Origin of the sequence: Streptomyces sp. NPDC032472 (genome assembly GCF_040636955.1) — a bacterium.
Classification (GTDB): Bacteria; Actinomycetota; Actinomycetes; order Streptomycetales; family Streptomycetaceae; genus Streptomyces.
Window position 1 is genome coordinate 1 of the sequence record NZ_JBEZVK010000035.1, and the last position, 24,325, is coordinate 24,325.

15 protein-coding genes are annotated in these 24,325 nt (G+C 70.8%); 8 read left to right on the forward strand and 7 right to left on the reverse strand.

All coding sequences use genetic code 11. The features are described 5' to 3' along the window. Window positions 1-100: 100 nt before the first annotated feature. Window positions 101-1,441 carry a helix-turn-helix domain-containing protein gene (locus AB0F11_RS23265; RefSeq protein ID WP_362176911.1) on the reverse strand — a complete coding sequence of 447 codons (1,341 nt, stop codon included), beginning with the start codon at window positions 1,439-1,441 and terminating at the stop codon, window positions 101-103. A 440-nt stretch (window positions 1,442-1,881) separates the two neighbouring features. On the opposite strand from AB0F11_RS23265, the gene AB0F11_RS23270 reads away from it, so the two are divergent. The 5 genes from AB0F11_RS23270 (at window position 1,882) to AB0F11_RS23290 (ending at window position 7,808) form a co-directional block, all read left to right on the forward strand. Next, a complete protein-coding gene (locus AB0F11_RS23270) occupies window positions 1,882-3,030 on the forward strand; it encodes a hypothetical protein (RefSeq protein ID WP_362176914.1) in 1,149 nt (382 codons plus the stop codon). Next, a complete protein-coding gene (locus AB0F11_RS23275) occupies window positions 3,027-4,475 on the forward strand; it encodes an NADH-ubiquinone oxidoreductase-F iron-sulfur binding region domain-containing protein (RefSeq protein ID WP_362176917.1) in 1,449 nt (482 codons plus the stop codon). Before AB0F11_RS23270 ends, AB0F11_RS23275 begins: the two co-directional genes overlap by 4 nt. Window positions 4,476-4,631: 156 nt before the next feature. After that, a complete protein-coding gene (locus AB0F11_RS23280) occupies window positions 4,632-5,684 on the forward strand; it encodes an SCO0930 family lipoprotein (RefSeq protein ID WP_362177050.1) in 1,053 nt (350 codons plus the stop codon). Window positions 5,685-5,763: 79 nt separating this feature from the next. Further along, entirely contained in the window at window positions 5,764-6,261 is a 498-nt protein-coding gene (locus AB0F11_RS23285) for a hypothetical protein (protein ID WP_362176919.1), read from the forward strand. 215 nt (window positions 6,262-6,476) lie between these two features. Next, complete coding sequence (locus AB0F11_RS23290) at window positions 6,477-7,808, forward strand: GAF domain-containing SpoIIE family protein phosphatase (protein ID WP_362176922.1); 1,332 nt, start codon at window positions 6,477-6,479, stop codon at window positions 7,806-7,808. Window positions 7,809-7,837: 29 nt separating this feature from the next. Here AB0F11_RS23290 and AB0F11_RS23295 read toward each other — a convergent pair whose 3' ends face one another. From AB0F11_RS23295 to AB0F11_RS23320, 6 genes are all read right to left on the reverse strand, one after another. Beyond that, a complete protein-coding gene (locus tag AB0F11_RS23295; RefSeq protein WP_362176925.1) occupies window positions 7,838-8,983 on the reverse strand; it encodes an extracellular solute-binding protein in 1,146 nt (381 codons plus the stop codon). A 151-nt stretch (window positions 8,984-9,134) separates the two neighbouring features. Continuing rightward, on the reverse strand, window positions 9,135-11,801 hold the full coding sequence (locus AB0F11_RS23300) for a SpoIIE family protein phosphatase (RefSeq protein WP_362176928.1): 2,667 nt from the start codon (window positions 11,799-11,801) through the stop codon (window positions 9,135-9,137). 1,368 nt (window positions 11,802-13,169) lie between these two features. Further along, entirely contained in the window at window positions 13,170-13,475 is a 306-nt protein-coding gene (locus AB0F11_RS23305; protein WP_362176931.1) for an SCO5918 family protein, read from the reverse strand. 65 nt (window positions 13,476-13,540) lie between these two features. Continuing rightward, window positions 13,541-15,022 (reverse strand): DEAD/DEAH box helicase, encoded by a 1,482-nt coding sequence (locus AB0F11_RS23310; RefSeq protein WP_362176934.1) that lies wholly within the window; start codon window positions 15,020-15,022, stop codon window positions 13,541-13,543. Window positions 15,023-15,327: 305 nt separating this feature from the next. Continuing rightward, window positions 15,328-15,531, reverse strand: a complete 204-nt coding sequence (locus tag AB0F11_RS23315; RefSeq protein WP_030224351.1) for a cold-shock protein — start codon at window positions 15,529-15,531, stop codon at window positions 15,328-15,330. Window positions 15,532-16,319: 788 nt separating this feature from the next. Continuing rightward, window positions 16,320-18,008: an SWIM zinc finger family protein gene (locus AB0F11_RS23320; RefSeq protein ID WP_362176937.1), complete on the reverse strand. Its 1,689-nt coding sequence runs from the start codon at window positions 18,006-18,008 to the stop codon at window positions 16,320-16,322. 721 nt (window positions 18,009-18,729) lie between these two features. Here AB0F11_RS23320 and AB0F11_RS23325 point away from each other — a divergent pair. The 3 genes from AB0F11_RS23325 to AB0F11_RS23335 all read left to right on the forward strand — a co-directional run bounded on the left by AB0F11_RS23325 (window position 18,730) and on the right by AB0F11_RS23335 (window position 23,947). After that, the gene (locus tag AB0F11_RS23325; protein ID WP_362176939.1) at window positions 18,730-19,098 is read left to right on the forward strand and encodes a hypothetical protein; all 369 of its coding nucleotides are present in this window, start codon (window positions 18,730-18,732) and stop codon (window positions 19,096-19,098) included. Further along, a complete protein-coding gene (locus AB0F11_RS23330; RefSeq protein ID WP_362176942.1) occupies window positions 19,095-23,366 on the forward strand; it encodes a DUF6531 domain-containing protein in 4,272 nt (1,423 codons plus the stop codon). The genes AB0F11_RS23325 and AB0F11_RS23330 overlap by 4 nt, the downstream gene beginning before the upstream one ends. A gap of 173 nt (window positions 23,367-23,539) precedes the next feature. Continuing rightward, window positions 23,540-23,947, forward strand: a complete 408-nt coding sequence (locus AB0F11_RS23335; protein ID WP_362176945.1) for a hypothetical protein — start codon at window positions 23,540-23,542, stop codon at window positions 23,945-23,947. Window positions 23,948-24,325 lie beyond the last annotated feature (378 nt).

The following is a 24,325-nucleotide window of genomic DNA, read 5'->3' on the forward strand; positions in this document are numbered from 1 at the left end:
GCGGGGGCCCCCCCCCCCCGCCGCCGGGCGGCCCCGGGGGGGGGGGGGGCGCGGGGGCGGGGGGAGGCGTTCGCCCCCGCGCGCGGGTGGTCGCCTTCGGCTACAGGCCGTTGACGCGGGCCATGCGGCCCACGCCCAGGGGGCGGAAGTCGGTCGCGGCGGCGCGGGCTTTGCGGCCGACCCGGGAGTACTGGCGCCGGACCTGTGCCATGAGGCGGCGGCTGCGCAGCGCCATTTCGAGTTCGAAGCGCGTGCGGGGGTCGCGCAGGCCGGGGCCGAAGAGCTTCTCGAGCTGCCGCATGCGGTAGCGCACGGTCTGCGGGTGCACGCTGAGCGCCTTGGCGGCCTCGGGGGCGCCACCGCCCTCCAGCCAGGCCAGCAGGGTCACTTCGAGCCGCTCGCTCTGGCGCGGCGTCAGGTTGGCCAGGGGCCGCAGCCAGCGGGCGGCCAGTGCGTGGGCGAGGGGCTCGTCCTGGAGCAGGAGGAGGGTGGAGAGGTGGTCGTCGACGAAGAGGGGGCGCCCGTCGAGGCCCGGGCGGTTCGGGGTCAGCGCCAGCAGCCGCAGGGCCCAGCGCAGGGAGTGGGCGGTGTCGCCGGGGGCGACGGGGTGGCCCACGGCGGCGAACCGGCCGCGCAGCAGGGCCTCCAGGGAGGTCCGGGTGTCCGGGCTGTCCGGGCTCGGGACCAGCAGGCAGGGCTGGCCGCCGACCATGCCGGCGAGTCCGTCGTCCAGGACGGCCGCGAGCTGCTGGGTCTCGCCGGGGGTGGCCAGGGCGATGGCGCGTACCTCGGCGGGCAGGGCCCAGCCGGCCGCCCGGGCCAGCTCCGAGAGGGCTATTTCAGCCATGGGCATGTCACATGTGAGGGCGGAGAAGAGCTCCCGCCGGGCCCGCTCGGACGGGCTGCCCGGCCCGTCGGACGGGACCACCGTCAGGGGCGGCGCGGCCCGCCTGCGGTGCGAGGCCTGGCGGGGTATGGGTATGGGGATCCGGCCGGAGCGCGCCACCAGGGCGCTCAACTCCTCGGCCGCCAGGGCGTCGTCGTCCGCACCGGGGTCTGCTTCCTCTCCTTCCCCGTGTTCGTAGCCGCGCTCGTCCTCGTCGGCGTCCGCGTCGAGGTGGATCCCGAGACCGAGGTCGCCGCCCTGCTCGGGGCCGTCCTCCTCGGCATCGTTGTCACGGCTGCCGGCCTGCCGGTCCTGAAGGCGCGGCGCCGGCTCGCGGTATCCGAGTGCCGTCAGCAGGGCTGCCTCGATCCGCTGTCTGACGACCTCGTCGTCGAGCTCATCGGCCAGGCTGGCGAAGCCGGGGATCCCGTCCCTCAGCTCCTCCAGCATCCCTGCGGCCAGCGCGGGCAGTTCCCTGCGCACGACCCGGGTCCATTCGCCGCGGGGGCGGGCCCAGATACGGTTCAGCAGTTCGCACATTGTTACCTCGTTCATGCCGGGGTACGGCCTGCCCCGTGAACGGAACAGGCCTGTCGAGCCGCCCCCCTTCCCGTTGGCGCCAGTGCCGACGGGGGAGTTGGGCACCTCTACACCCTCCAGGAGAGTGTCGACCACTTGCGGTCCCGCGGCTTTGCCTCGATTTTGCCGACGGGGAGGTGTGGCGGCGAACAAGGCGTCGCCCCGGTCGCCACCGCACCGTTGGAAGGGAATCCTCCGCGGACGTTCGGTGTGACGATGCCATGCGCACGAGAACTTGTCACGATTCGATAAATCCTGTGGAGGCGTTGCGAAGCTCCACGATGCTTCTGCACTCCGGCCCCCGCTCCCGGTCGGCGAGGCACCCATCTCCCGCCCGCCGCGGAGCAGTTCCGTCGACACCTCGGGCGCCGAGAGCGCGCTGGAGTGCCTCGGGCCCGGGCGTATGGGAGAACCCGATGCCCCTGTCCCAGACCCGTGCTTCCCGCTCTCACCGGGCCCGCCGCACCAGACGCCACGCCGGCGTGGCCGCGGCCGCGGCTGCCGGCCGGCGGGCCGTGCGCAGGCCGCCGCTGCTGTCCCCCGCCGGGGGCCTGCACCCGGCGACCCTGGTTGTCGCCGCCCTCGCCGCCCTGCTCGCCCTCGGCGTCGCGGCCCGGGTGGGCGCGCTGACCCACCTGTGGGACTTCCTCGACTTCGGCGCGGGCGTCCTCTCGCTCGTCTCCCTCACCTCCGCGGTCCTGTGGGGCCTCGCGGCCACCGACCGGGTCCTGCTCACCTCAGGCCACCGGCTCGTCGCCCAGGGCGTGCACCGGGGGCTCGCGGTCGCCGGGCTCGGCTTCCTCGCCCTGCACATCTGGATCAAGATCGCCGAATCGCACACCGACGTGCTCTCCGTCCTCATCCCCTTCACCGACCGCAACCAGCCCGTGCTGATCGGACTCGGCAGCCTGGCCGGCTACTTCTTCGTCTCCGTCGCGGTATCGGGCGCGGTCCGCAGCGCGTTCGCCACCAAGGGCCGCTCGCTGTGGTGGCGCGCCCTGCACGTGGGTGCGTACCCGGCCTGGGGCGCGTCCCTGGTCCACGGCCTCAAGTCCGGCCGTTCGGCGAGCGGTTGGGTGACCGTCGCGTACGCCCTGTGCCTGGCCGGGGTCGCGGCCGTCCTCGTCGTACGCCTGCGGGCCAGGCTGCGCGCCGAGGCCGCCCTCCCCGCCGCCCAGCAGCCGTCCGCGCCGCGGGCGGCCGGGCAGACCGCGCGGCCCCGGTCGGGAAGCCGTCCGGGGGGCCGGTTCGTCCGGCGGCCCGCGGAGTGGGCCGCCGAGCGGCTGACCGCCCGGCTGGCCCGGCAGACCGGAGCGGCCACCGCATCCGCCCGCACCGGAGGGCGGCAGGCAGGCCCGCTCGCCGACCCGGTCGGCGCGTCCGCCGCCGCCGGCCGCCCGACCGCGGCGAGCGCGCGGGCGGCGGCTCCGCCACGGCCGGTGCTGACGCCCGTGCCCGAGCGCCCGCCGTACGGCGCCGGGTCCGCCTTCGTCACCAGCCGGCTCGACATGTCCGCCGAACGGCCCGGCAGCCGCCCGCTGGGCGGGGCACGGGGGCGGCAGTGACCGGTGTGACCAGTCCGGCCCTCGGCTGCGTGGGCCAGCCCCGGGTGCTGGCCGGGCTCGACGTCCTCCCGCGCCTGGACCGGGTCGACCATCTGACCGTGCACGGGGAGGTGCCCCCGTACCGGCCGGACGACCTGGTCGCCCTCGCCGAGGGCATCGACCTGCGCGGCCGCGGCGGAGCCGGCTTCCCCTTCGCCCGCAAGCTCAAGGCCGTCATGCGGTCCGCCCGCGCGCGCGACGGGCGGACCGCCGTCGTGGTCAACGGCAGTGAGGGCGAGCCCAGTTGCCTGAAGGACACCGCGGTGCTGCTGCACGCCCCGCACCTCGTCCTCGACGGGGCCCTGCTGGCCGCCTCCGCGGTCGGCGCCGAGGAGGTCGTCCTCGGCGTGACCCGGGACGACGTGGAGCAGTCCGTACGCGCCGCCATCGCCGAACGGGGCGCGGACGCCGACCGGGTCCGCGTCGCCCTGCTCCCCGAGCGGTTCGTCACGGGCGAGGGCACCTCCCTCATCAACGGCATCGAGGGCGGGCCCGCGCTCCCCTCCGGCCAGAAGGTGCGCACCAGCGACCGGGGGCTCGGCGGCGTGCCGACCCTGCTGTCCAACACCGAGACCTACGCCCAGCTCGCCATCGCGGCCCGCATGGGGACGGCCGGCTACTGCACGGCCGGCCTCCCGACCGAGCCGGGCACCGTCCTGCTCACGGTCGGCGGCTCGACGGTCGTGGAGGTGCCGACCGGGACCTCGCTGGAGTACGTCCTGGAGCTGTGCGGATCCGGCCCCGGCCAGGGTGTCCTCGTCGGCGGCTACCACGGCCGGTGGCTCACCGCGGCCGCGGCGCGCACGGTGACCCTCTCGCGGCAGTCCCTGGCCACCGTCAACGCGGTCCTCGGCGCCGGGGCCGTGCTGCCCCTGCCGGAGGACACCTGCCCGGCCGGCGAAGTGGCCCGGGTGGCCCGCTGGATGGCGGACGAATCCGCCGGCCAGTGCGGCCCCTGCGTCAGAGGGCTGCCCTCGCTGGCCTCCGCCGTGGAGGACCTGGTCGGCGGGGGAGGACGGGTCGCCTGGGAAGCCGTCGACGCCCGCATGCGGGCGGTGCGCGGCCGCGGCGCGTGCAGCCACCCCGACGGCACGTCCTCGTTCGTCGCCTCCGCGCTCGCCGTCTTCCCCGACGAGTTGCGCGACCACGCCCTCGGCAGCGGCTGCGGACGCCGCGTGCTCGGCGCGCTGCCGCTGCCCGAGGACGAGAACCCCGAACGGCTCGTCGTGGACTGGACGCTGTGCAAGGGCCACGGACTGTGCGTGGACCTGCTCCCCGACGTCGTCCGGCTCGACGCCGACGGCTACCCCGCCCAGGCCGTCATGCCCGTACCCGGACGACTGCGCCCCAAGGCGCTGCGCGCGGTCCGCCGCTGTCCGGCGCTCGCGCTGCGCATCCAGGAATGAGCCCGCGGTAATCGCCGGCCGCCCACCGGAGTTCAAGGGTTAGCGTCATTTGATAAATCCGCGCCCGTGCCAATTCCGTGACCCTCCGCAGGGTTTATGAATAAACCTGCAAGCGAAAACCCCCGGGATCAGCCCGAAGGAGTGACCGTGAACAAGATGCGCCGCGTGACAACTGCCGGATCGGTGGCCGCCGTTCTGCTGCTGGCGGCCGGCTGCAGCGGCGGCGACGACGCCGCCTCCCGCAACGGAAACGCCGTACAGCCCGCGGGCGCCGGAAAGGCCCTCTCGGACGCATACGGGTCGGGTTCGGGTTCGGGTTACGGGGCCGGCGGCTACGGGGGCAATCCCGGCGACCTCAGCGGCACCGGCGCCGGCTCCGGATCGGGCTCCGACCCCTCGGCGGGCGCCGGCAAGACCGGGGCTGCGGGCCGGCTGGCCGTACGGGAGATAGCGGGCGTGGGCAGCGTCGTCACCGACAGCGGCGGGGCCGCCCTCTACCGCTTCGACAAGGACACCCCCCAGCCCCCCAAGTCCAGCTGCGAGGGCGACTGCGCCGCCGCCTGGCCGCCGGTGCCCGCCGAGGACGCGTCGGCCTCCGCCGGCATCGAGGCGGGCCTCCTCGGCGCGGTCACCCGCTCCGACGGCAGCAAGCAGCTGACGCTGGGCGGCTGGCCCGTGTACCGGTACGCCAAGGACACTGCGCCCGGCGAGGCGAAGGGCGAAGGCGTGGGCGGCACGTGGCACGCCCTCGCCGCGGACGGCAAGAAGGCCGTCGACCAGAAACAGAAGGGGGCCGGCCACGCCGGAATGGGAATGGGAATGGGCGGCCAGGACATGAAGACCGGGGCCGAACTGTCCGTGGCGTCCAACGAGAAACTCGGAAAGATCCTCGTCGACGGCCAGTGGCGCACCCTTTACCGGTTCGACAAGGACAGCGCCTGGCCGATGAAATTCGGCTGCCTCGGCGCCTGCCTGGACACCTGGAAGCCCGCGGCCGCGATCGACAAGACGAAGGCGACGGGAATCAAGCCGGAACTGATCGGCTCGGTGAAGCGGCCCGACGGCAGCGAGCAGCTGACCATCGACTGCTGGCCCGTCTACACCTTCACCGGCGACACCGAGCCCGGCCAGACCAACGGCCACAACAAGCAGGGCCTGTGGTTCGCCGTCACCGACACCGGCAAGAAGGTCCCCCCGACCGCGGGCTGACCGGGCACCCCCGCCCTTGGCCTCCACCCCCTCCATTCCCTCCACCCCCTCCGCTCCCCTCCACCCCTGTGAGGCAGCCGTGCCCGTGCTCCCCACCTCCCGCCACCTCGCCGTCGGCGCAGTACTGCCCGTGCTGCTCCTGGCCGGCGGCTGCGCCGGCCACGGCACGGCCGCCCCGCACGGCCCCGCCCCGGCCGCGTCCCCGGCCGGGGCGGCCCGCCCCGCCCCGCTCGAGGGGATCGCAGCCGCCCTCGGCTGCACCCCCGAGGTCACCGTCGACGCGGACGAGGTGCGGGAAGGGGCGTGCGGGACGGGCCCGGAGTCGTACCGCATGGCCACCTTCACCACCGAGGCGGGCCGCACGGCCTGGCTGACGGAGGCCCGGATGTACGGCGGCACCTACCTCGTCGGCCCCACCTGGGTGATCACGGCCGCCACCGCCGAAGCCCTGGCCCCCGCCCACACCCGCCTGGGCGGCACCCTCGAATCCGGCACCGACCACACCTCCCCGAACCACACCGGCCACACCGGCCAGACCCCCGCACCGCAGGACCCGTCTGCGCACCCCGCCCACTGACGTCCGATCCCCCGCCCGGCCCGGTTGCGACATGCCCTGCACGGAGCAATGGACACGTGGGGCGGACGGCTGTGTGACCCTGTGTCCTGTCGATGGCCGTTCATGTCAGGGGGCCGGGTGCACCGCTCGCGGAAGTGGCCCCATGAGCGGGTCCGCCGTGGCCGCCGTACGGATCCGCCTGCGTCGCCGCGGACACCGGTTGGCGGGCGGCGGTGATGGAGGAGCAGTCCAAGCACCCCCGGCAACGGCGCAGCCGCGGGCTGAGCCACCGCCTGGAAGCCGAGCTGGAGCGGATCGACGAGCAGCTGCGGCAGTCGGGCAGAGCCAAGGACCAGCTCCAGGGCCTGCTGGATGCGGTGCTGGCCATCACTCAGGAGCTGGAACTCTCCGAGGTGCTGCACCGCATCGTCACCACCGCCATGGGTCTGGTGGGCGCTCGATACGGAGCGCTGGGGGTGCTGCACGAATCAGGGGAGTACCTGGAGCAGTTCATCACCGCCGGGTTGTCCGAGTCCGAGCGGGCGGACCTTGCCGGGATCGACTTTCCGCACGGCCGCGGCGTGCTGGGACACCTCATCCACCACCCCGAGCCCATGCGGGTGGAAGACATCCCCTCCCACCCCTCCTCCGTGGGCTTCCCTCCCGGACACCCGCACATGCGCACCCTGCTCGGGGCCGCTGTCAGGGTCCGCGGCACCATCTACGGCGACCTCTACCTGTCCGAGCGGCGCGACGGCCGGCCCTTCGACCGTGCCGACGAAGAGATCGTCGTCGCACTGGCCGGCATGGTCGGGATCGCGATCGAGAACGCCCGGCTGTTCGGACAGGTTCGCGCCGGCGCCGAACACTTCCAACGCCTCCTCCTGCCGACCCTGCCCGACCTGCACCCCTTCACCTCCGCCGCCATCTACAGGCCGGCCTCCGAGCCCGACCACATCGGCGGGGACTGGTACGACGCCCTCATGCTGCCCGACGGGGTCTGCGCCGCCGTCATCGGCGACGTCGTCGGCCACGACCTGCGGGCGGCAGCCTCCATGGCCCAGACACGCAGCATGCTGCGCGCCCTCCTCTACGACCGCCGTAACCCGCCGAGCGGGATCCTCGTGCAGCTCGACCGCACCCTGGAGGCCACCACCGACAACCCCGTCACCACGGCCTGCCTGGCCCGCATCCAGTACGAGGGACCGGGCTGGACGATGCACTGGAGCACTGCAGGCCATCTCCCCCCACTGCTCCTCACCCCCGACGGGCGCGCGGAGTACCTGCGGGCGGAGCCCGGTGTGCCGCTCGGGGTGAGCATCGAACAGCACCGCCCGGACCACTTCTGCTCCGTGCCTGCGGCGGCCACCTTGGTGTTCTTCACCGACGGACTCGTCGAGCACCGCTCCCGGCCGGTCGACGAATGCCTGGAGGAGCTCGCCGAACTCGCCACCGCACACGCGGCGTTGCCGCTGCACGACCTCGTCCGGACACTGGCCGATCGCCACCCCAGCGACGGCCATGACGACATGGCGATCCTTGCCCTCCGTACCCCGGACAACGGCTGACCGACGACGTTGCGCCGGCGGTGCGGCCCTCAGCCCGAGACGGCCCGGGCCCAGTTCCGGTTGACGGTCTCCCTCGCCTTCTCCATCTGCGCCTCCGTCGGGAACGTCGGTGTGCCCTCGACCGTGGGCAGGTTCTCCGCGGCCGCCTGGTCAAGGGTGCCGTCCTTCTCCATGGCGTCGATGAGCACGGGGCGTGCGTAGGCACCGAGCCGGATGTTCTGGCCCTCCGGGCTGAAGACGTACTCCTGCCACAGGCGTGCCGCCGCCGGGTGGGGGGCGCTCTTGTTCACCGCGCTCGCGTAGTACTGGGCGAAGCTGCCGTCGAAGGGGATGGCCGTGCGCCAGTCGACGTCCGCGCCCTTGCGGCGGAACTCATCGGCGTATCCGAGGTTCAGGAAGTCCCAGTCGATGCTGATCGGGGTCCGGCCCTCCTCGATCGTGGACGGGGTGGATTCGACCGGGATGAAGTTGCCGTTCTTGCTGAGCTCGGCGAAGAAGTCGATACCGGGCTGGATGTCGTCGAAGGAGCCCCCGTTCGCCAGGGCCGCCGCATACACGCCGGCGAAGGCGGAGCCCGACTTGGTCGGGTCGCCGTTGAGCGCGACCTTGCCCTTGTACTCGGGCTTGCGCAGATCGGCGAAGGTCGCGGGGCAGGTCTTGACGCGTGTGGCGTCACAACCGATCGAGACGTAGCCGCCGTAGTTGTGGGACCAGCGGGCCCGCGGGTCCTTCTGCTCCTCGGGAATCCGGTCGTACGCCGCGACCTCGTACGGAGCGAGCAGGCCCTGCCGGGCGGCGGACCGGGCGAACGAGTCCCCCACGTCGATCACGTCGGGGGCGCGGCCTGCGCCCCTGTGCTCCTTCAGGGCGTCGATCTCGTCCTGGCTGGTGCCCTCCGGGTTCTCCACCGCCACCTTGATCCCGTACTTCTTCTCGAAGCCGTCGATCAGTGCGCCGTAGTTGGCCCAGTCGCGCGGGAGCGCGATCGTGTTGAGCGATCCCTCCTTCTTCGCCGCCGCGGTCAGGGCTGCCATGCCGCCGGCGTCCGCGGCGGAGGTGGCCACGGCCGGTGCTCTGGGCGCGGCGGTCGGCCTGCCTCCGCAGGCGCCGAGGGGCGCTGCCGCGAGGGCCAGGCAGAGGGCGACGGCAGCTGTCCGGAGACGAGGTGCAGGCACGAAGGCTCCATGGCGGGCGGTCGCGTACCGGTCGAGACCAGCGTACGTTCAGCGGCCTCGGCAGGCAGTACCGGCAGTCCCGGCCGTGGGTACGCAGCCTTCCCCGCAGCTGCCGCACTGCTGCAGCAGTCGCAGCGCCGCCGGCGCGTTCTCAGAGCGGCTCGTCGTCCCACCCGGCCAGGAGTGCCTCGCCCGGAACCGCCGCGGGCGGTGCGGCCCCGTCGTGGAGCGCCTGCTCGCTCCAGATGATCTTCCCGCGAGGCGGGTACCGCGTGCCCCAGCGCTGGGCGAACTGCGCGACGAGGAAGAGGCCGCGGCCGCCCTCGTCGGTGACCGCCGCCCGCCGCATGTGCGGGGAGGTGCTGGACCCGTCGGACACCTCGCAGATCAGGCTGCGGTCGTACAGCAGCCTCACCCGGATGGGCTCGGTTCCGTAGCGGATGGCGTTGGTGATCAGCTCGCTGAGGATGAGCTCCGAGGTGAACGCGATGTCCTCCAGGCCCCAGTCCGCCAGCTTGCGGGCGCAGGCGCTGCGCACCCGGGACACCGCCGCAGGGTCCGGGGGCACGTCCCACTCGGCGATCCGCGCGGGGTCCAGCCGGCGGGTGCGGGCCACCAGCAGCGCGACGTCGTCGCTGGGCCTGGCGGGCAGCACGGCGTCGATCACCGCGGTGCAGGTCTCCTCCGGGCTGCGGGCGGGCCCGGCCAAGGCGGCACGCAGGGCCGCCAGACCCGCGTCCGGATCGCGGTCGCGGCCCTCGATCAACCCGTCGGTGAAGAGCGCCAACAGGGAGCCCTCGGGCAGGGTCAGCTCCACGGTCTCCATGGGCAGGCCGGCGCCCAGACCCAGTGGCGGGGAGACCGGCACCGGGGGGAAGGACACGGTGCCGTCGGGGTCGACCAGAGCAGGGCCCGGATGCCCGGCCGTGGCGGCCGTCACCTGCCCGGAGACGGGGTCGTAGATCGCGCACAGGCAGGTGGCTCCGGTGACCCCCTGCCACTCCTGCTCGTCGGCGTCGATGTGGGCGACCAGCTCGTCCAGGTGGCTCAGCAGCTCGTCCGGAGGCAGGTCGAGGGTGGAGAAGTTGTACACGGCGGTACGCAGGCGGCCCATCGTGGCGGCAGCGTGCAGACCGTGGCCCACGACGTCGCCGACCACCAGCGCCACCCGGGCACCGGGCAGCGGGATGACGTCGAACCAGTCACCACCCACACCGGCCTGGGCGGGCAGATAGCGGTGCGCGACCTCGACGGCGGACTGCTCCGGCACGCCCTGGGGCAGCAGGCTGCGCTGCAGGGCGTCGGCCACGGTGTGCTCGCGGGTGTAGCGGCGGGCATTGTCGACGGACACCGCCGCCCGAGCGGTCAGCTCCTCGGCGAAGGACGCGTCCTCCTCGTCGAACGGCGGGGAGTCCTGCCCGCGCCAGTAGCCGGCCATCCCCAGCACGACCCCCCGGGCCCGCAGCGGGACGGCGATCACGGAGTGGATGCCCCGCTCCAGGATGCGCAGGGCGTTGGCCGGGTCCTGGCTCCGCCAGCCGTGGGTGGCGTGCAGGTCCGCCTCCAGGACCGCATGGCCGCCGACCAGGCCGGCGGCCATGGGGCTGGTGGGAACGAACCGGATCAGTTTGCCGACGGGGTAGAGCGGGTGGTCGCCCTGGAGGCCGACGGCGGCGGCGCGGCGCATCTCCGTGTTCATTTCGGGCGGCTCCTCGCCGCGCAGCACCGGGTCCAGCAGGTCGACCGTGACGACGTCGGCGAACCGCGGCACCGCCACCTCCGCCAGTTCCTCCGCAGTCCGCACCACGTCCAGCGTCGTGCCCACCCGCACCCCCGCGTCGTAGAGCAACTGCAGGCGCTCGCGGGCCACCTCGGCCCTGCCGGACAGCGCCCGCAGCTCGGTGGTATCCCGCAGGGTGACGACGGTCCCGTCCGTCCCGTAAGGGGCGGTGGGCCGGATGTTCACCGCCAGTAGCCGATCGGCCGCCATGTGCACCTCGTCGGTCGCGGAACGGCCCGATGCGATCCGCGTGGCGATCCCCTCCTCCAGACCGAGGTCCGTGACGGGGAGCCCTTCCGCGTCCGCCGGCAGGTCCAGCAGCCGACGCGCCTCGTCATTGGCCAGCAGCAGCCGTCCGCCGTCGCCGACGATCAGCACACCCTCCCGCACCGCGTGCAGGACCGCGTCGTGATGCTCGTACATCCGCGTCATCTCGGCCGGTCCCAGACCGTGGGTCCGCCGCAGGAGCCGACGGCTCACCAGAGCGGTACCGCCCGCGGACAGGGTGAGCACCGCGGCCGCAGTGCCGAGGACGACCGGCAGCTGCCTGTTCACCATGCCCTGGACGTTCTGGACCGTGACCGGGGAGGTGACGACGGCGATGACGCGGCCGTCGGCGTCCTTGACGGGCACCACCGAGACCACGGACTCCCCCAGGGACCCCTTGAACTCCTCGGTGAAGGACTTGCCGGCCGCCGCCTTCGAGAAGGGCCCGACGACGTGCTTCCCGATCTGCCGCTTGTCGCTGTGGGTGACGGTGACCCCGTCGAGCGTGTACACGTTGATGCCGTCGACCCCGGCGACCTTCCGGGCCGCCTCGGCGCTCGGCTGGAGCACTGCGCTGGGGTGGGGGCTGCGCAGGGCGGCGACGATGCCGGGAGACTCCGCGAACGTTCCGGCAGCGGCGAGCGTACGGTGCCGGGCGTCCTGCATGGCGGCGCTGCGGCCCTGCACCACGAGCACCACGACCGCTGCGGCGACGAGGAGGACCACGACGGCCAGCTGGAGGAGGAACACCTCGCCGGCCACGCTGCGCATGCTCAGGAGGGACGACAGACGCTGAGGCCGCCGCGCCCTGCCCGCGGGGGGCCGAGCGTGCTCCCGGCGCTCCCCGCGGTGTCCCGAGCCGCGGGGCCCATGGGGAGCGGACGAGCCCGTGGCCGAATCGAGCAGCCGGCGCCGGAGCACTCCGAGATAATTGCCCACCAGTCCATTTTCTGACTTCCCCGGCCCGTCGGCAGCGGGCAGCGACCCGTCGGCCCACCTCATGACCACAGCGGTCAGTGCGTGGCAGGCCGTAGGGGCCTGGGGGGCGCGGGCCGCCCGCCCCTGCTGCCCGCGCAGCACCTGCCCGGGCGCGCCGGCGTTCGCACATCCCGGGGCCGCGCGGGCTGAGGCGGTGACATCGTCACCTGCTACGCCGAGTGGCGCCCCCGATACGGACCGATGCGGTCGACGGGATCAGGGTGGGGGCGCCTCTACCTGGTCGAGCTGCAACTGGACGGTGGCTCAAAGCTGCTTCCCTTCGCGCTGCCTTGTGACAAGCTGACCGCGTTCTGCAAGGGCTTCGCCGAGGCATCCCGGGAAGGCCGGCCAGAAGGATGCCGCGGCTGCCGAGCTGCCGGCCGCGCAGGGGGCGCAGCGCTCGTAAGGGAGGTCCCATCCTCGTTGTGGCCGTCCTGCTCGCCATCCCTGCCGCCGCACTGCTCGCCGTCAAAGCGGTTCATCTGCCGGCGACGCGAAGACTGACCATGGCCCGTCATGCCACCGGCAAGTGGGCGCCAGGGAGCCGGGATCTGTCTCAGCGTGGCGGTCCTCACCTTTGCGCTCGGCACTTTCAGCGGATTCGACACCCGCCCCACACGACCCTGCGTGAAAGAACGCACTGGGCGGACCGATCCTCAGGCCTACCGAGCTCCTGAGCACGCCGACATCGTGATCACGACGCGAAGGTTCCCGATGTCGGTCACCTGTACCTGGCCCGATGGTGCCCGGGTCGAGCTCGTCCCGGGCTGGGTCAATCCCTTGCTGGTGGGCTCGCTGATCGGTGCCGCCGTGTGCGCAGTAGGTCGGGTACGTGCCGGTTCCTCAACAAGATCACCACGCAACCGGCAGAAGCAGACATGATCGAACGCCCCGCCACACATCCCGACCGCCGGGCGGTCCCCGGCGCCGATCGATGCGGTCGGCCTCGCGCAAGTACCGCGAGGGCGCGGAAGGCGGCTCCACCGCGTTGATCGGTGGAGCCGCCTTCTTGCCGCCGGACGGGTTGCGTCCGTATCGCCAGCGTTTCCCGGTCCGCCGGGCCTCGCGAATCTCGAAGTCCGTCGCACCCCTTGAACTGGGGTGTTGCAACAACCGCCAGAACCCAAGGAGCGGCCGGGGCCTTCGGTGTCGTTCTGCCGCTCAGACGGAGAGGGGGCTGCCGAGCATCGCGGACGCCTGCTGGAGCGGGCTCAGGGCCGCCGAGGGAGCCTCGGGCAGGCCGCTAACGGTGAAGCCGAGCTGGCTCATGGCCCGGATGACCTCGCGGGCGCTGAAGTCGCGGCGGTCCTGGCGGGTGATGACCTGTCCCACCTGCATGACAGGGTAGAGGCGGCGGCCGATGATCACCGATTCACCCACGACGGTTTCGGGCTTGACGCCCTTCAGCGATTCCAGCACGCCGGCCTTGGTGAGGTCGAACGGGAACCGGGCGATGATACAGCGCATGATGCCTCACTCACGGGAGGAAGGGGGAAGCACGGAAGGGGGTCTGACCTGCGCGCGCCGGGGCTTTAGGCCGCAGCGTCGAATGTGCCCTGGCGCCGGCCGCCGCGGCGCGAGGCCTGCGAGGGGCGGCCGCGCCGGCCGCGCGAGGCGGCGCTGCGCTTGGGGCGCTCGCTCACCGGCGCCGTGATGACGACGGGGATGCCGGACGGGGTGCGGGCGCCGGTGATGCGCTGCAAATCGGCCTCACCGGAGCGGACCTGAGTGGTCTGCGGGGTGATGCCGGCGGTGGCCATGAGGCGGGTCATGTCGCGTCGCTGGTTGGGGGTGACGAGGGTGACGACGCTGCCGGACTCGCCCGCGCGGGCGGTGCGTCCGCCGCGGTGGAGGTAGTCCTTGTGGTCGGTGGGCGGGTCCACGTTGACCACGAGGTCCAGGTTGTCGACGTGGATGCCGCGGGCGGCGACGTTGGTGGCCACCAGCACGGTCACGTGCCCGGTCTTGAACTGGGTCAGGGTGCGGGTGCGCTGGGGCTGGGACTTGCCGCCGTGCAGGGCTGCGGCCCGTACGCCGCTGTTGAGGAGGTCCTGAGTCAGCCGGTCGACGGCGTGCTTGGTGTCCAGGAACATGATCACGCGGCCGTCGCGGGCGGCGATCTCCGTGGTCGTGGCGTGCTTGTCGGCCCCCTGCACGTGCAGCACATGGTGTTCCATCGTGGTCACTGCGCCGGCCGAGGGGTCGACGGAGTGGACGACGGGGTCGTTCAGGTAGCGGTGCACGAGCCGGTCGACGTTGCGGTCGAGGGTCGCGGAGAACAGCATCCGCTGGCCGCCCGGGCGCACGTGGTCGAGTAGAGCGGTGACCTGCGGCATGAAGCCCATGTCGGCCATCTGGTCGGCCTCGTCGAGCACGGTGATGTCCACATGGTCGAGTCGGCAGTCGCCGCGCTCGATGAGGTCCGCGAGGCGTCCGGGGGTCGCGACGACCACCTCGGCGCCACCGCGGAGCGCGCTGGCCTGCTTGCCGATCGACATGCCGCCGACGACCGTGGCCAGCCGCAGCTTCACGGAGCGGGCGTAGGGGGCGAGGGCGTCCGTGACCTGCTGGGCGAGCTCGCGGGTGGGGACGAGTACCAGGGCCAGCGGCTGGCGGGGCTCCGCCCGCCGTCCGGAGGTACGGGCGAGCAGCGCGAGGCCGAAGGCGAGGGTCTTGCCGGAGCCGGTGCGCCCGCGGCCGAGCGCGTCGCGGCCCGCGAGGGTGTTCGGCAGGGTCGCGGCCTGGATCGGGAACGGGACGCTCACGCCCTCCGCGCCGAGCGCGGCGAGCAGCGGGGCGGGCATGTCGAGCTCGGCGAACGCCTCCACGGCGGGCAGCGCGGGGGTGATCGTCCGGGGGAGGGCGAACTCGCCGCCTACAGCGGCGGGCCGACGGCCGTAGCCGGCGGAGCGGCTCTGGCCGCCCGAACGGCTGGGGGCCGCCGAGCCGAACCGGCTCCCGCCCGTGCGGGAGGAGGAGGCGGAGGAGCGATTGTTCGTACGTGTGCGGTTCATGCGGAACCTTCCTCGAATGCGGCGCATATCAAGGAATTCCCGCAGCGGCGAGCGCACGGAGAATTGCGAGAATGGGCCGGATGGAACGTGGAAGCGAATCTGGCCGACGGAAATCAGTGCGGACTCAGGCGCTGGAAACGGGGACGCAGTGCGAAGGCGGCGGGTTCCCCCGGGTGAGGATCCTCGTGCGGAGGGCCGCGGAAACCTCAGATCGTCCCGCAGGTGGATCTCGCTGCAGGGAAAACGCGCAGCTGGGGCCCGCACCCCGAAAGATGCGGGCCCCAGCTGCGAAGCAAGCGTCAGCGTCAGGCGGGAACGATGTTCTCAGCCGTCGGGCCCTTCTGGCCCTGCGCGATGTCGAAGCTGACCTTCTGGCCTTCCTGCAGCTCGCGGAAGCCCTGGGCGGCGATGTTCGAGTAGTGGGCGAACACGTCAGCGCCGCCACCGTCCTGCTCGATGAAGCCGAAACCCTTTTCCGCGTTGAACCACTTCACGGTACCAGTAGCCATGTCAAATCTCCTTTGGGGCAGTACAGCGCGATCCGCACCGTGCGGACCTCGTGTCGCCGCGATGATTGCCCCGCCGGATCAAGAAGACCGGAAATACACAAGCACTCACAGTGGGCACGAAGTCCGACTGGGTGCTTGAAATTCTGGGAACCACAACTGCAACTGAGATCGACAGTAGCACGGCGCGGGAACTCGCGCCGTAAATATCGGTGCCCTGATCGAAGCCGGGAAAAACCCTCAGTGCGCGCTCCGTCAAATTCTCATCTCGCGAAAACAGGTATTCTCGCCCGGGGTGCAGCGATCCTCGCGCCGCCGGGCAGGTCCCCGTGCCCCTCAGCGGCCCAGCGGGCCGACGAAGGCGCGCAGGCTCGCCGCGGGCTACCGCGAGATTTCTGCCCAGCGTCCGTCCCGTTGTTGCACGGGGTGCGCTGCGGATCGGCTGGTCGGCGGAGGTCAGCAGCAACTCCGCCAAGGGCGTACGCGCGCGGTGCACCGAACGGCCCGTGCGTGTCGTGGTCGAGGAGACCGGCGGCACGTACCGCCGAGGTGGTGGGCGGACGCTGTGGCGTTGCTGACGCCGATTCGGCGCTGGTCCCGCCGGGTTCATGATGATCCTGAGCCTCGCGGCCGTGGGGCGCCGTTATGGGGGACCGGGGCTACGGGAGAGTCACGGCCGGCGCGCCCGCCGGCTTGGTCCGGCGACGAACCCGACGCGACCAAGCCGGCGGCTGCTGTCGCCGCTCTGCTGCGCTGAGCTGTTCTTGAAGAGGTGCTGTACGGACCGCCGCTCAGAGTCCGTGTTGGTCGAGCCTCGCCATCAGCTTCCGTTTGCGCTTCTGGTCGGCACGCAGGGCGGTCAGGTAGGTGGCGAACTCGGCCTCGGTGCCCAGTGCCCGGTGGCAGGCCCGGGCGTTGAGCAGCAGCTCCGCCATGCGTTCGTACGTGCTGTCACCGGTCTGCTTGCGCAGTGGTTCGATCCAGCGGAGGTAGACGGTCAGTGCGTCGGCCGGTCGCCGGTCGCGGATCCGGTCGGCCAGGGCGAGCCACTGCCGCTGGTCCGCGTATCCGTCGGCTGCGGCCTGCCAGGCGGCGTCGATGTCGGCGTCGTCCATGAGCGCGTCGATCAGCGCCGAGCCGCCGTACCAGCGGCCGTTGGCGGGCTGGGCAGCGGCCTTCAGTACCTCCAGGGCGCCGTCGCGCTCGATGCCCTCCCAGGTGCCGGCCGCGCAGGCCGCTGTGCGCAGATGCTGGTAGGTGGCCAGTGAGGGGCGGGCCCGCAGCAGGCTCCGTCGGACGGTGACCACGTCGGCGAGGCGGCCGGCCCGCGCGTACCGTTCGCAGAGGAAGGTGACCAGTTCGTCGTCCGGCCCCCAGTCGGACTCGGCCTCGCGCAGGCCGCGTTCGGCCCACTCCAGGGCCTCGACGGCGCGGTCCGCTGCCTCCAGCTCCTTGGCGATCACCAGGTGGGTGTGGCCGTTCGGGGCGAGATCTGCTGCGTGGACGGCGACCAGCGCGTCCACGCTCCCGCCGTCGGCCTTGAGGAGGCGCTCCATGAGGAACTTCTCCGTCCACCCCTTGGGCTTGGCCCGCCAGGCGGCCACCACGATGTCCCGGGCGCGGGCCAAGCCCGGCTCGCCCAGCACGTCCAGGTAGTCGAAAAGGTCGATGTCGGTGGCGTCGTTCAGGTCGTCCAAGAGGTGGTGCACCAACCACTCGGCGGTCTGAGACGGGTCCGGCCGGGCCGCGCGGCAGGCCGCCAGGTGGGCCTCGGCCAGCCGGGTCGCCACGTCCCCGATCAGACCGTCCGAGTCGTCGATCTCCCCGTACGCCCGGCCGAGCGCCCTCAGCGCCTCGCGCGCCACCTCCACCGCGTCCGCCGCCCGGCCGCTCGCCGTCAGCGCCCGCAGGGCGGTGACCGCCTCCGCCGCCTGCTGCCCGTAGGCGCGGGCGTCGGCGTACTCGACGTAGCCGTAACGGGCGAAGGAGCGGCTGTCGAGCAGGCTCAGGACGCGCTCACGGACGATACCGGTGTCCTCCCCGGCGATGGCCGCGCGCAACTCCAGGCGGCGGCGCAGGTCACGGTCGTCGGCGAGCTGTTCGCGTACCAGGGCGAGCAGTTCCTCGCCGGTGCGGGACTCCAGCCAGGCGTCCAGCAGCCGGGTGCGCGCGGCGGCGGCCGACCGTTGCCGCGGTACGGACTCGGACTGTCCCAGGACGGTCAGGCCCACCGCCACGCAGTGCTTGCAGAAGTTGCCTTCCTGCCCGTACGGGCAGTCGCACCAGCCGGTGAGCCCGCCGTCCTCGTCTTCGGCCAGCTCCACTTCGTACGTGTCGCTGCCGTCCACGGTTGCGGTGATCGCCTCGTCCCCGATCTCCAGCCGGGAGACGGCGGAGAGATAGCCGAGACCCCGCTCGAAGGAGCGCGCACCTGCCAGCCGGCGCAAGTCGGTCTCAGCGAAACCCAGAGCACGTGTCATGGCATTCATTCAACCGGAATGGAACCGCTCACCACCGGATGTTCAGGATGGTCCGACCTGACGTGACGGCACGTCGGGCAGTCGGCAACTGGTCAGCATGAGTCCTGGAAGACTTGTGGCAGCTGACCGACCATGCGAATCGTTGTAGGCTCCGGAGACCGCCCTTGACCTGCGGGAAGCAGGCAGGGAGCAGACAAACCGGGAGTTAATCCATGCTTCGCACCATGTTCAAGTCGAACATCTGACATTTTGTCATCTGTGCAGGTCAGAGCCATGACGGCCGGGCCCAGGTCAGCAAACGCTCAGCATGAGACCGGACCCCGTCCCGCCGATGCTGACCTCCGGGCGTGACAGCGGGGGACCGGGCCAGCGGTCGCCGGGCCGCCTCCGGAAGCTCCCACCTATGGTTTGACAGCTCGTTCGCGGCATGAGCTTGTTTTTCAAGCCCTGCGACTGCGCGAGGCACCAAGCGCCTTGCTTCTCCTCGCTCAGCATTTCCTCTGGGGTGTCGGAACGGTGTGGCCAGGCCGTTCGTCTGACAGAGGAGGTTTACCGGCGGGGCCAGACGGTGTCTCGGGTGCAGTTCCGGCTTCGTTTACCCTGCGCGGCCGGGGCGTGCCGACCGCAGTCACGGGCGCGCTATTGGTGAAGGCGGTGCCAACCATGCTGACACCATCTTCTAGGGTTGGGATTCGCAGTCGCATCGGGGGAGGGGCCACACATGGGTGACGGCAATGACAGCGGCAAGGTCCTGGACATAAAGACGGCCGACATCAAGTCGACGGCGCCGGTCTTCCACACGCAGGGCAAGAACCTGAGCACGGCGCTCACCACGCTCGTGACCACCCTGGACGGTCTGGGCGCGCCCTGGGGTGATGACGAGCAGGGTAAGTCGTTCGGCGATGCCTATCGCCCCCAGCAGAGGGCCATCGAGAAGGCCGCCGGCACCCTCGTTCTCGGTCTGATCAGCATTCACGAAGCGATGACCGACATGGCGGACGGGCATGTCGACAACGACGAGTTGATCGCCGGAATGTTCACCAAGGTGCAGTCTAAGGACGGCGATGACCACGACAGGGGCGCCAAGTGAGCATCGAGGACGAGGCCAAGGATCTTCTGCTCAAGTTGGGACTGTGGTGGCCGGACGCCAACTCCGGCACCCTCCGCCATGTCGCAGACGCGTGGCGGACCTTCGCGGATGCTGTCGACGATGTTCGTACTCCGGTCAACAACGCAGCCTCCTCGCTGATCACCAACAACACAGGCGAGGCGATTGAGGCGTTCGGGATCTTCTGGGGACGTTACGCCAAGGGCAACGACGCGGGCTGGCTCAGCGACCTCGCGAAGGCATCCCGAAAGATGGCGGAGGCGCTGGACAAGTTCGCCGATGCTGTCGATGACGCGATCAACAAGCTCTGGACGCAGATCGGCATCGATGCCGCGATCATCGTGGGTGGCATCGCGCTGGCCTTCGTCACCGCTGGTGCTGCCGCAGGCGCTGCCGCCCTGGCTACGGAGGCTCTCATCGAATTCGGCGCCACGATGGGCGTCGCCGTCACCACCACCGTCGCCGAAATCGCCGCCGGCACGTTGGTCGCGGCGGCCTTCGGCAGTATGGAGTCGGTGACCATCGACCTCGCGGTCGCCCAGCCCCTGAAGATCGCCACGGGCATGCAGCAGGGCTTCAGCCTGGACGAGATCAATGCCGCGGCCAAAGACGGCATGATCTACGGCGGAGCATTCGGTGCCGCCGGCGGCGTGGCGAAGGCCGGCATCGAGGGCAGTCTCTTCCCCAAGGCCGAAGTTCCGCTGATGCTGCGGCCGCCGTCGCTCCGCCCCGATCTGGTGGAGCTCGGGCCTGCGGCCCGGCAGTGCAAGAACACTCCGTGCGTCGGAGAGCCGATCGACGTGGCAACCGGCGCCATGCTGATGACGCAGACCGACCTGACCCTTCCGGCCGGGCTCCCCCTCGTCTTCGAACGCACCCATCTGTCCTCGTACCGCGGCGGAGTGTGCTTCGGCCCGACCTGGATCTCCCCCCTGGACGAGTGCCTTCAGATCGACGGAGAGGGTGTGGTGTTCGCCGCCTCCGACGGGATGCGCCTCGCCTACCCCGTGCCCCAGCCGGGCGAGCCCGTGCTGCCCGCCAAGGGCGCCCCCTGGCCGCTCGAGTGGGATGGCAAGCCCGACGGGGTCATGACCGTCACCGACCCCAGCTCCGGGGTAGTGCGCACCTTTAGCACCCCCGTTCCTTCCAGTACCTTCGGGGTCTTCCATCTCCCCCTGGATAGCTGGCACGACCGCAGCGGCGCCCGCATCGACATTGAGCGCGCGGCCGATGGGGTCCCCACCGCGCTGCGCCACTCGGGCGGCTACTACCTGGCCGTCGACACCGCAGGGCCCCGCATCACCGCCCTGCGCCTACTCGACCAGGCGCCGTCGCTTTACGAGCCTACCCGGCCCGAGCATGCCGATGCCGGCACCGTCGTGATGCGATACGGCTACGATGACGCCGGCAACCTCACCGAGGTCGTCAACTCCAGCGGCGAGCCCTTGCGCTTCACGCACGACGCCGAGGGTCGGCTCACCTCCTGGACGGACCGCAACGGCACCTCGTTCGCGTACTTCTACGACGCTCGTGGCCGCGTCACGCGCACCGAGGGCAGCGATGGGGTCCTCTCGGGGGCCCTCGCCTACGACGACCAGGCGCGCATCACCACGTACACCGACTCCCTTGGCCGCCGCTCCACGCACCAGTACAACTCCGAGGGCATGGTTGTCGTGGAGACCAACCCCCTCGGCCACACGACCCGCACACAGTGGGCGGCGAGGGGTGACAAACCCCTTTCGGTCACCGACCCGCTGGGCCGTACAACCCACTACACCTACGACCACGCTGGCAACCTGACCGACCTCACCCTGCCCGACCAGTCCGTCGCCCGGGCCACATACAACGCGTTCGGCAAGCCGACCGAGGTCGTCGAGCCCGGCGGCTCGACCTGGCGGCACACCTACGACGAACTCGGCAACCTGCTCACCACGACCGATCCTCTCGGCACCGAAACGCGCTACACCTACGACGAGTCGGGCCACCTGGTTACGGTCACTGACGCCCTGGGTCACACGCGACGCTTCACTTCCAATCCGGCCGGGCTGCCGGTGGCGGTCACCGACGAACTTGGACACACGACCGTTGCGCGCCGCGATGCATTCGGCCGCGTCGTCGAAGTGGTCGACCCCCTGGGTCAGACCACCCGCATGGGCTGGACGACCGAAGGTAAGCCCACGTGGCGCGAGTACGCGGACGGCAGCCGGGAGTCCTGGACCTGGGACGGTGAGGGCAACCCGCTTACCCATACCGACCCCGTCGGCAACATCACCCGCCACACCGCCACCCACTTCGACCTCCCCGCCACCCGCACGGACCCGGACGGCACGGCTTACGCCTTCGCCTACGACACCGAACTACGGCTGACCCAAGTCACCAACCCGCAAGGACTGATCTGGTCGTATACATACGACGAGGCAGGTCGACTGGTCGCGGAGACAGACTTCAACGACCGGACAGTGGCGTACACACACGACGCATCGGGCAGCCTGGCATCCCGCACGAACGGCGCGGGCGAAACCCTGCACTTCACCAGGGACGCACTGGGTCGCGTCATCGAGCAGCGCACCGACGAGGGCAACGTCACCACGTACGCCTACGGCACCTCGGGCGATCTGATCCATACGGCCAACGCGGACGCCGAGGTCTCCATGGAGCGGGACGGGCTCGGTCGTATCCTCACGGAAACCGTAAATGGCCGCGCGACCACCTACGCGTACGATGTCCTCGGCCGCATCGCCCAGCGAACCACCCCGTCAGGGTTGAGCTCGCAATGGACCTACGACCCGACAGGCCGCCCGGCCGGAATCAGCACCGAGGCGGGCTCGCTGACCTTCGCGTACGACGCCGCTGGCCGCGAAATCGAGCGCCGCCTCGGCGACAGCGTCAGGCTCATTCAGAGCTGGGACTCCGTCAGTCGCCTCACCGAGCAGACCCTTTCCAGCCGTTCGAGCGACGCCGGGCGTCTCCTCCAGCACCGCACCTACGCCTACCGCGAGGACGGGTACCTTACCGAGATCCGCGAACTGACCTCGGGCACCCGTCGGTTCGACCTCGACCGCATGGGTCGCCACACGGGCGTCCGAGCCCATGGTTGGACCGAAACGTACGCCTACGACGCAGCGGGCAATCTCACCCGAGCCACGGCCCCCGCCCACGAAACAGCAGGGGATCGTGAATTCACCGGCACCCTCATCCGCGGCGCTGGCCGCACAACGTATGAACACGACGCCCAGGGCCGCCTGATACGCAAGGCCCGTAAACTCCTCAACGGGCAACAGCGCATCTGGACGTACGTCTGGAACCCGGAAGACCGCCTGACCGAGGCAGTGACACCGGACGGCAAGCGTTGGCAATACGCGTACGACCCGCTGGGCCGGCGAATATCCAAGCAGCACCTGGCGGACGACGGTTCGACCGCCGACCGCACGGACTTCACCTGGGACGACACACGCCTGGCAGAGCAGAGAACATCCGACGGCCAGGTCACGACCTGGGACTACGCTCCCGGCACCCACCGCCCCCTCACCCAAACCGACCACAAACCCCTGGTGCGAGAACCGGGCACGTCACTTCTGGCCAAACTGGCCCAGGAAACGCCCACCGACCACGGCACCCGCTTCCACGCCGTCATCACGGACACCGTCGGCACTCCCACCGAACTGGTCACACCCGACGGAGAACTCGCCTGGCAACGCCGCACCACCCTGTGGGGCACGAACTTCCCCGCCGCCACGGACACCACGTCCGTGGACTGCCCGCTGCGCTTCCCGGGCCAATACGCAGACCCTGAAACCGGCCTGAACTACAACTACTTCCGCTACTACGACCCTGAAACCGCCCGGTATATCAGTGCGGACCCGCTGGGACTTGCGCCGGCGCCCAGTCACTATGCCTACGTCGCGAGCCCGTTTGCCGAGGTCGACCCTCTGGGGCTGGCATCATGCCTGGATGCCCTATCGAAGAGTGGACAGCGTCCAGACAAGGGGAAACTGACCCGCGCGGGGCGCGAGTACCAGAAGCACATGAATCGCGGGGACCTCAATGTCGTCCCCGGTAAGGAGCTGGACTCGACTGGACAGTATCTCCTCGATGATATTCTGACGAACCCAAACACTACGCAGGTTCCGGTGAATTCGGGAAACTTTGCAGGGGGGACGCGCTACATCATGCCCGACCCTGCCGGTGGGCGCGGCTTCGGTGCAACATTCGACTCCAATGGCGATTTCCAATATTTCGGACGGTACTAAGGATGATGGTGACTCAGCCGTGGCTTGACCGGTCGGAGCGCGAAGTTAGGCTTTCTGCCCTACTGGCCGCAGTTTCTTCGGAGAGTCTTGCGGCGGTTCGCTACGCCGTCCCCCAAGGAGGGACTTGGCCCGAAGGGCACCGGGCGGACGTAGCCCATGAAGTCGACCTGTCCGTGGAGCTCGTCATGGCCAGTGGAATTACGCTGGCACTCTCCTGGGCGATGGATGGACTGAACGAGGGATTGGCGATTGAGCTATGGGAGGCTGGTGAGTCGAATGCTGGGTCGATCGCTGAAACGGTGGACGTGAGCGATCACCTCGAGTGGGCGACTTTCCTGGGTGGTTCGATTGTGAACGTCACTCCGGCGTTGCATGTCCCCAATGAGGGCTGCCCCGAAATGCCTTGGGCATTTCGCCTAGATTTCTCCAATTCGCTGAGCCTGGTAATTGCCCTTGGTGAATCGAAGGGATCCGGATTCACATACATGCCGGATTCCTTGGTGGTGATTTTCGATGAGTCCACCGCTGCGGCATACAGAATCCCAGCGAGCTCCACGTCGTCGCTCGCACGGGGTGAGTGACTGAAGTGAGTCGTGTGGATATCGCCGGGGGGCTTGACCTGGAACCTGGGACACGGGCTATGCGGCTGGGCCGAGATGGTTGACGTCGAGTCAAGTGCCCTTTCGTAGGTGACGGGACTGCATTGCCCGAGAGGCGAGGTCGATCACTGTGGCCAGCTGCAGGAACTTCCTGCCGCGGCCGCGGTGCCGTGGACAGTAGTGGAGGCTGGAGTGGGCGATGCCCGGGATGGTGCACAGCCGCTTCACGCCGGCGCTGGTGATCGGCGACGAACTGGAAGCGGTTGCCCAGCGCGTTCTCCCCTGCGAAATACTTCGCGGCCCTCCATGGGATCTCGCACTCTTCCTCCAGCTCTCGGACTGTCTTGCGCAATGCTGCGT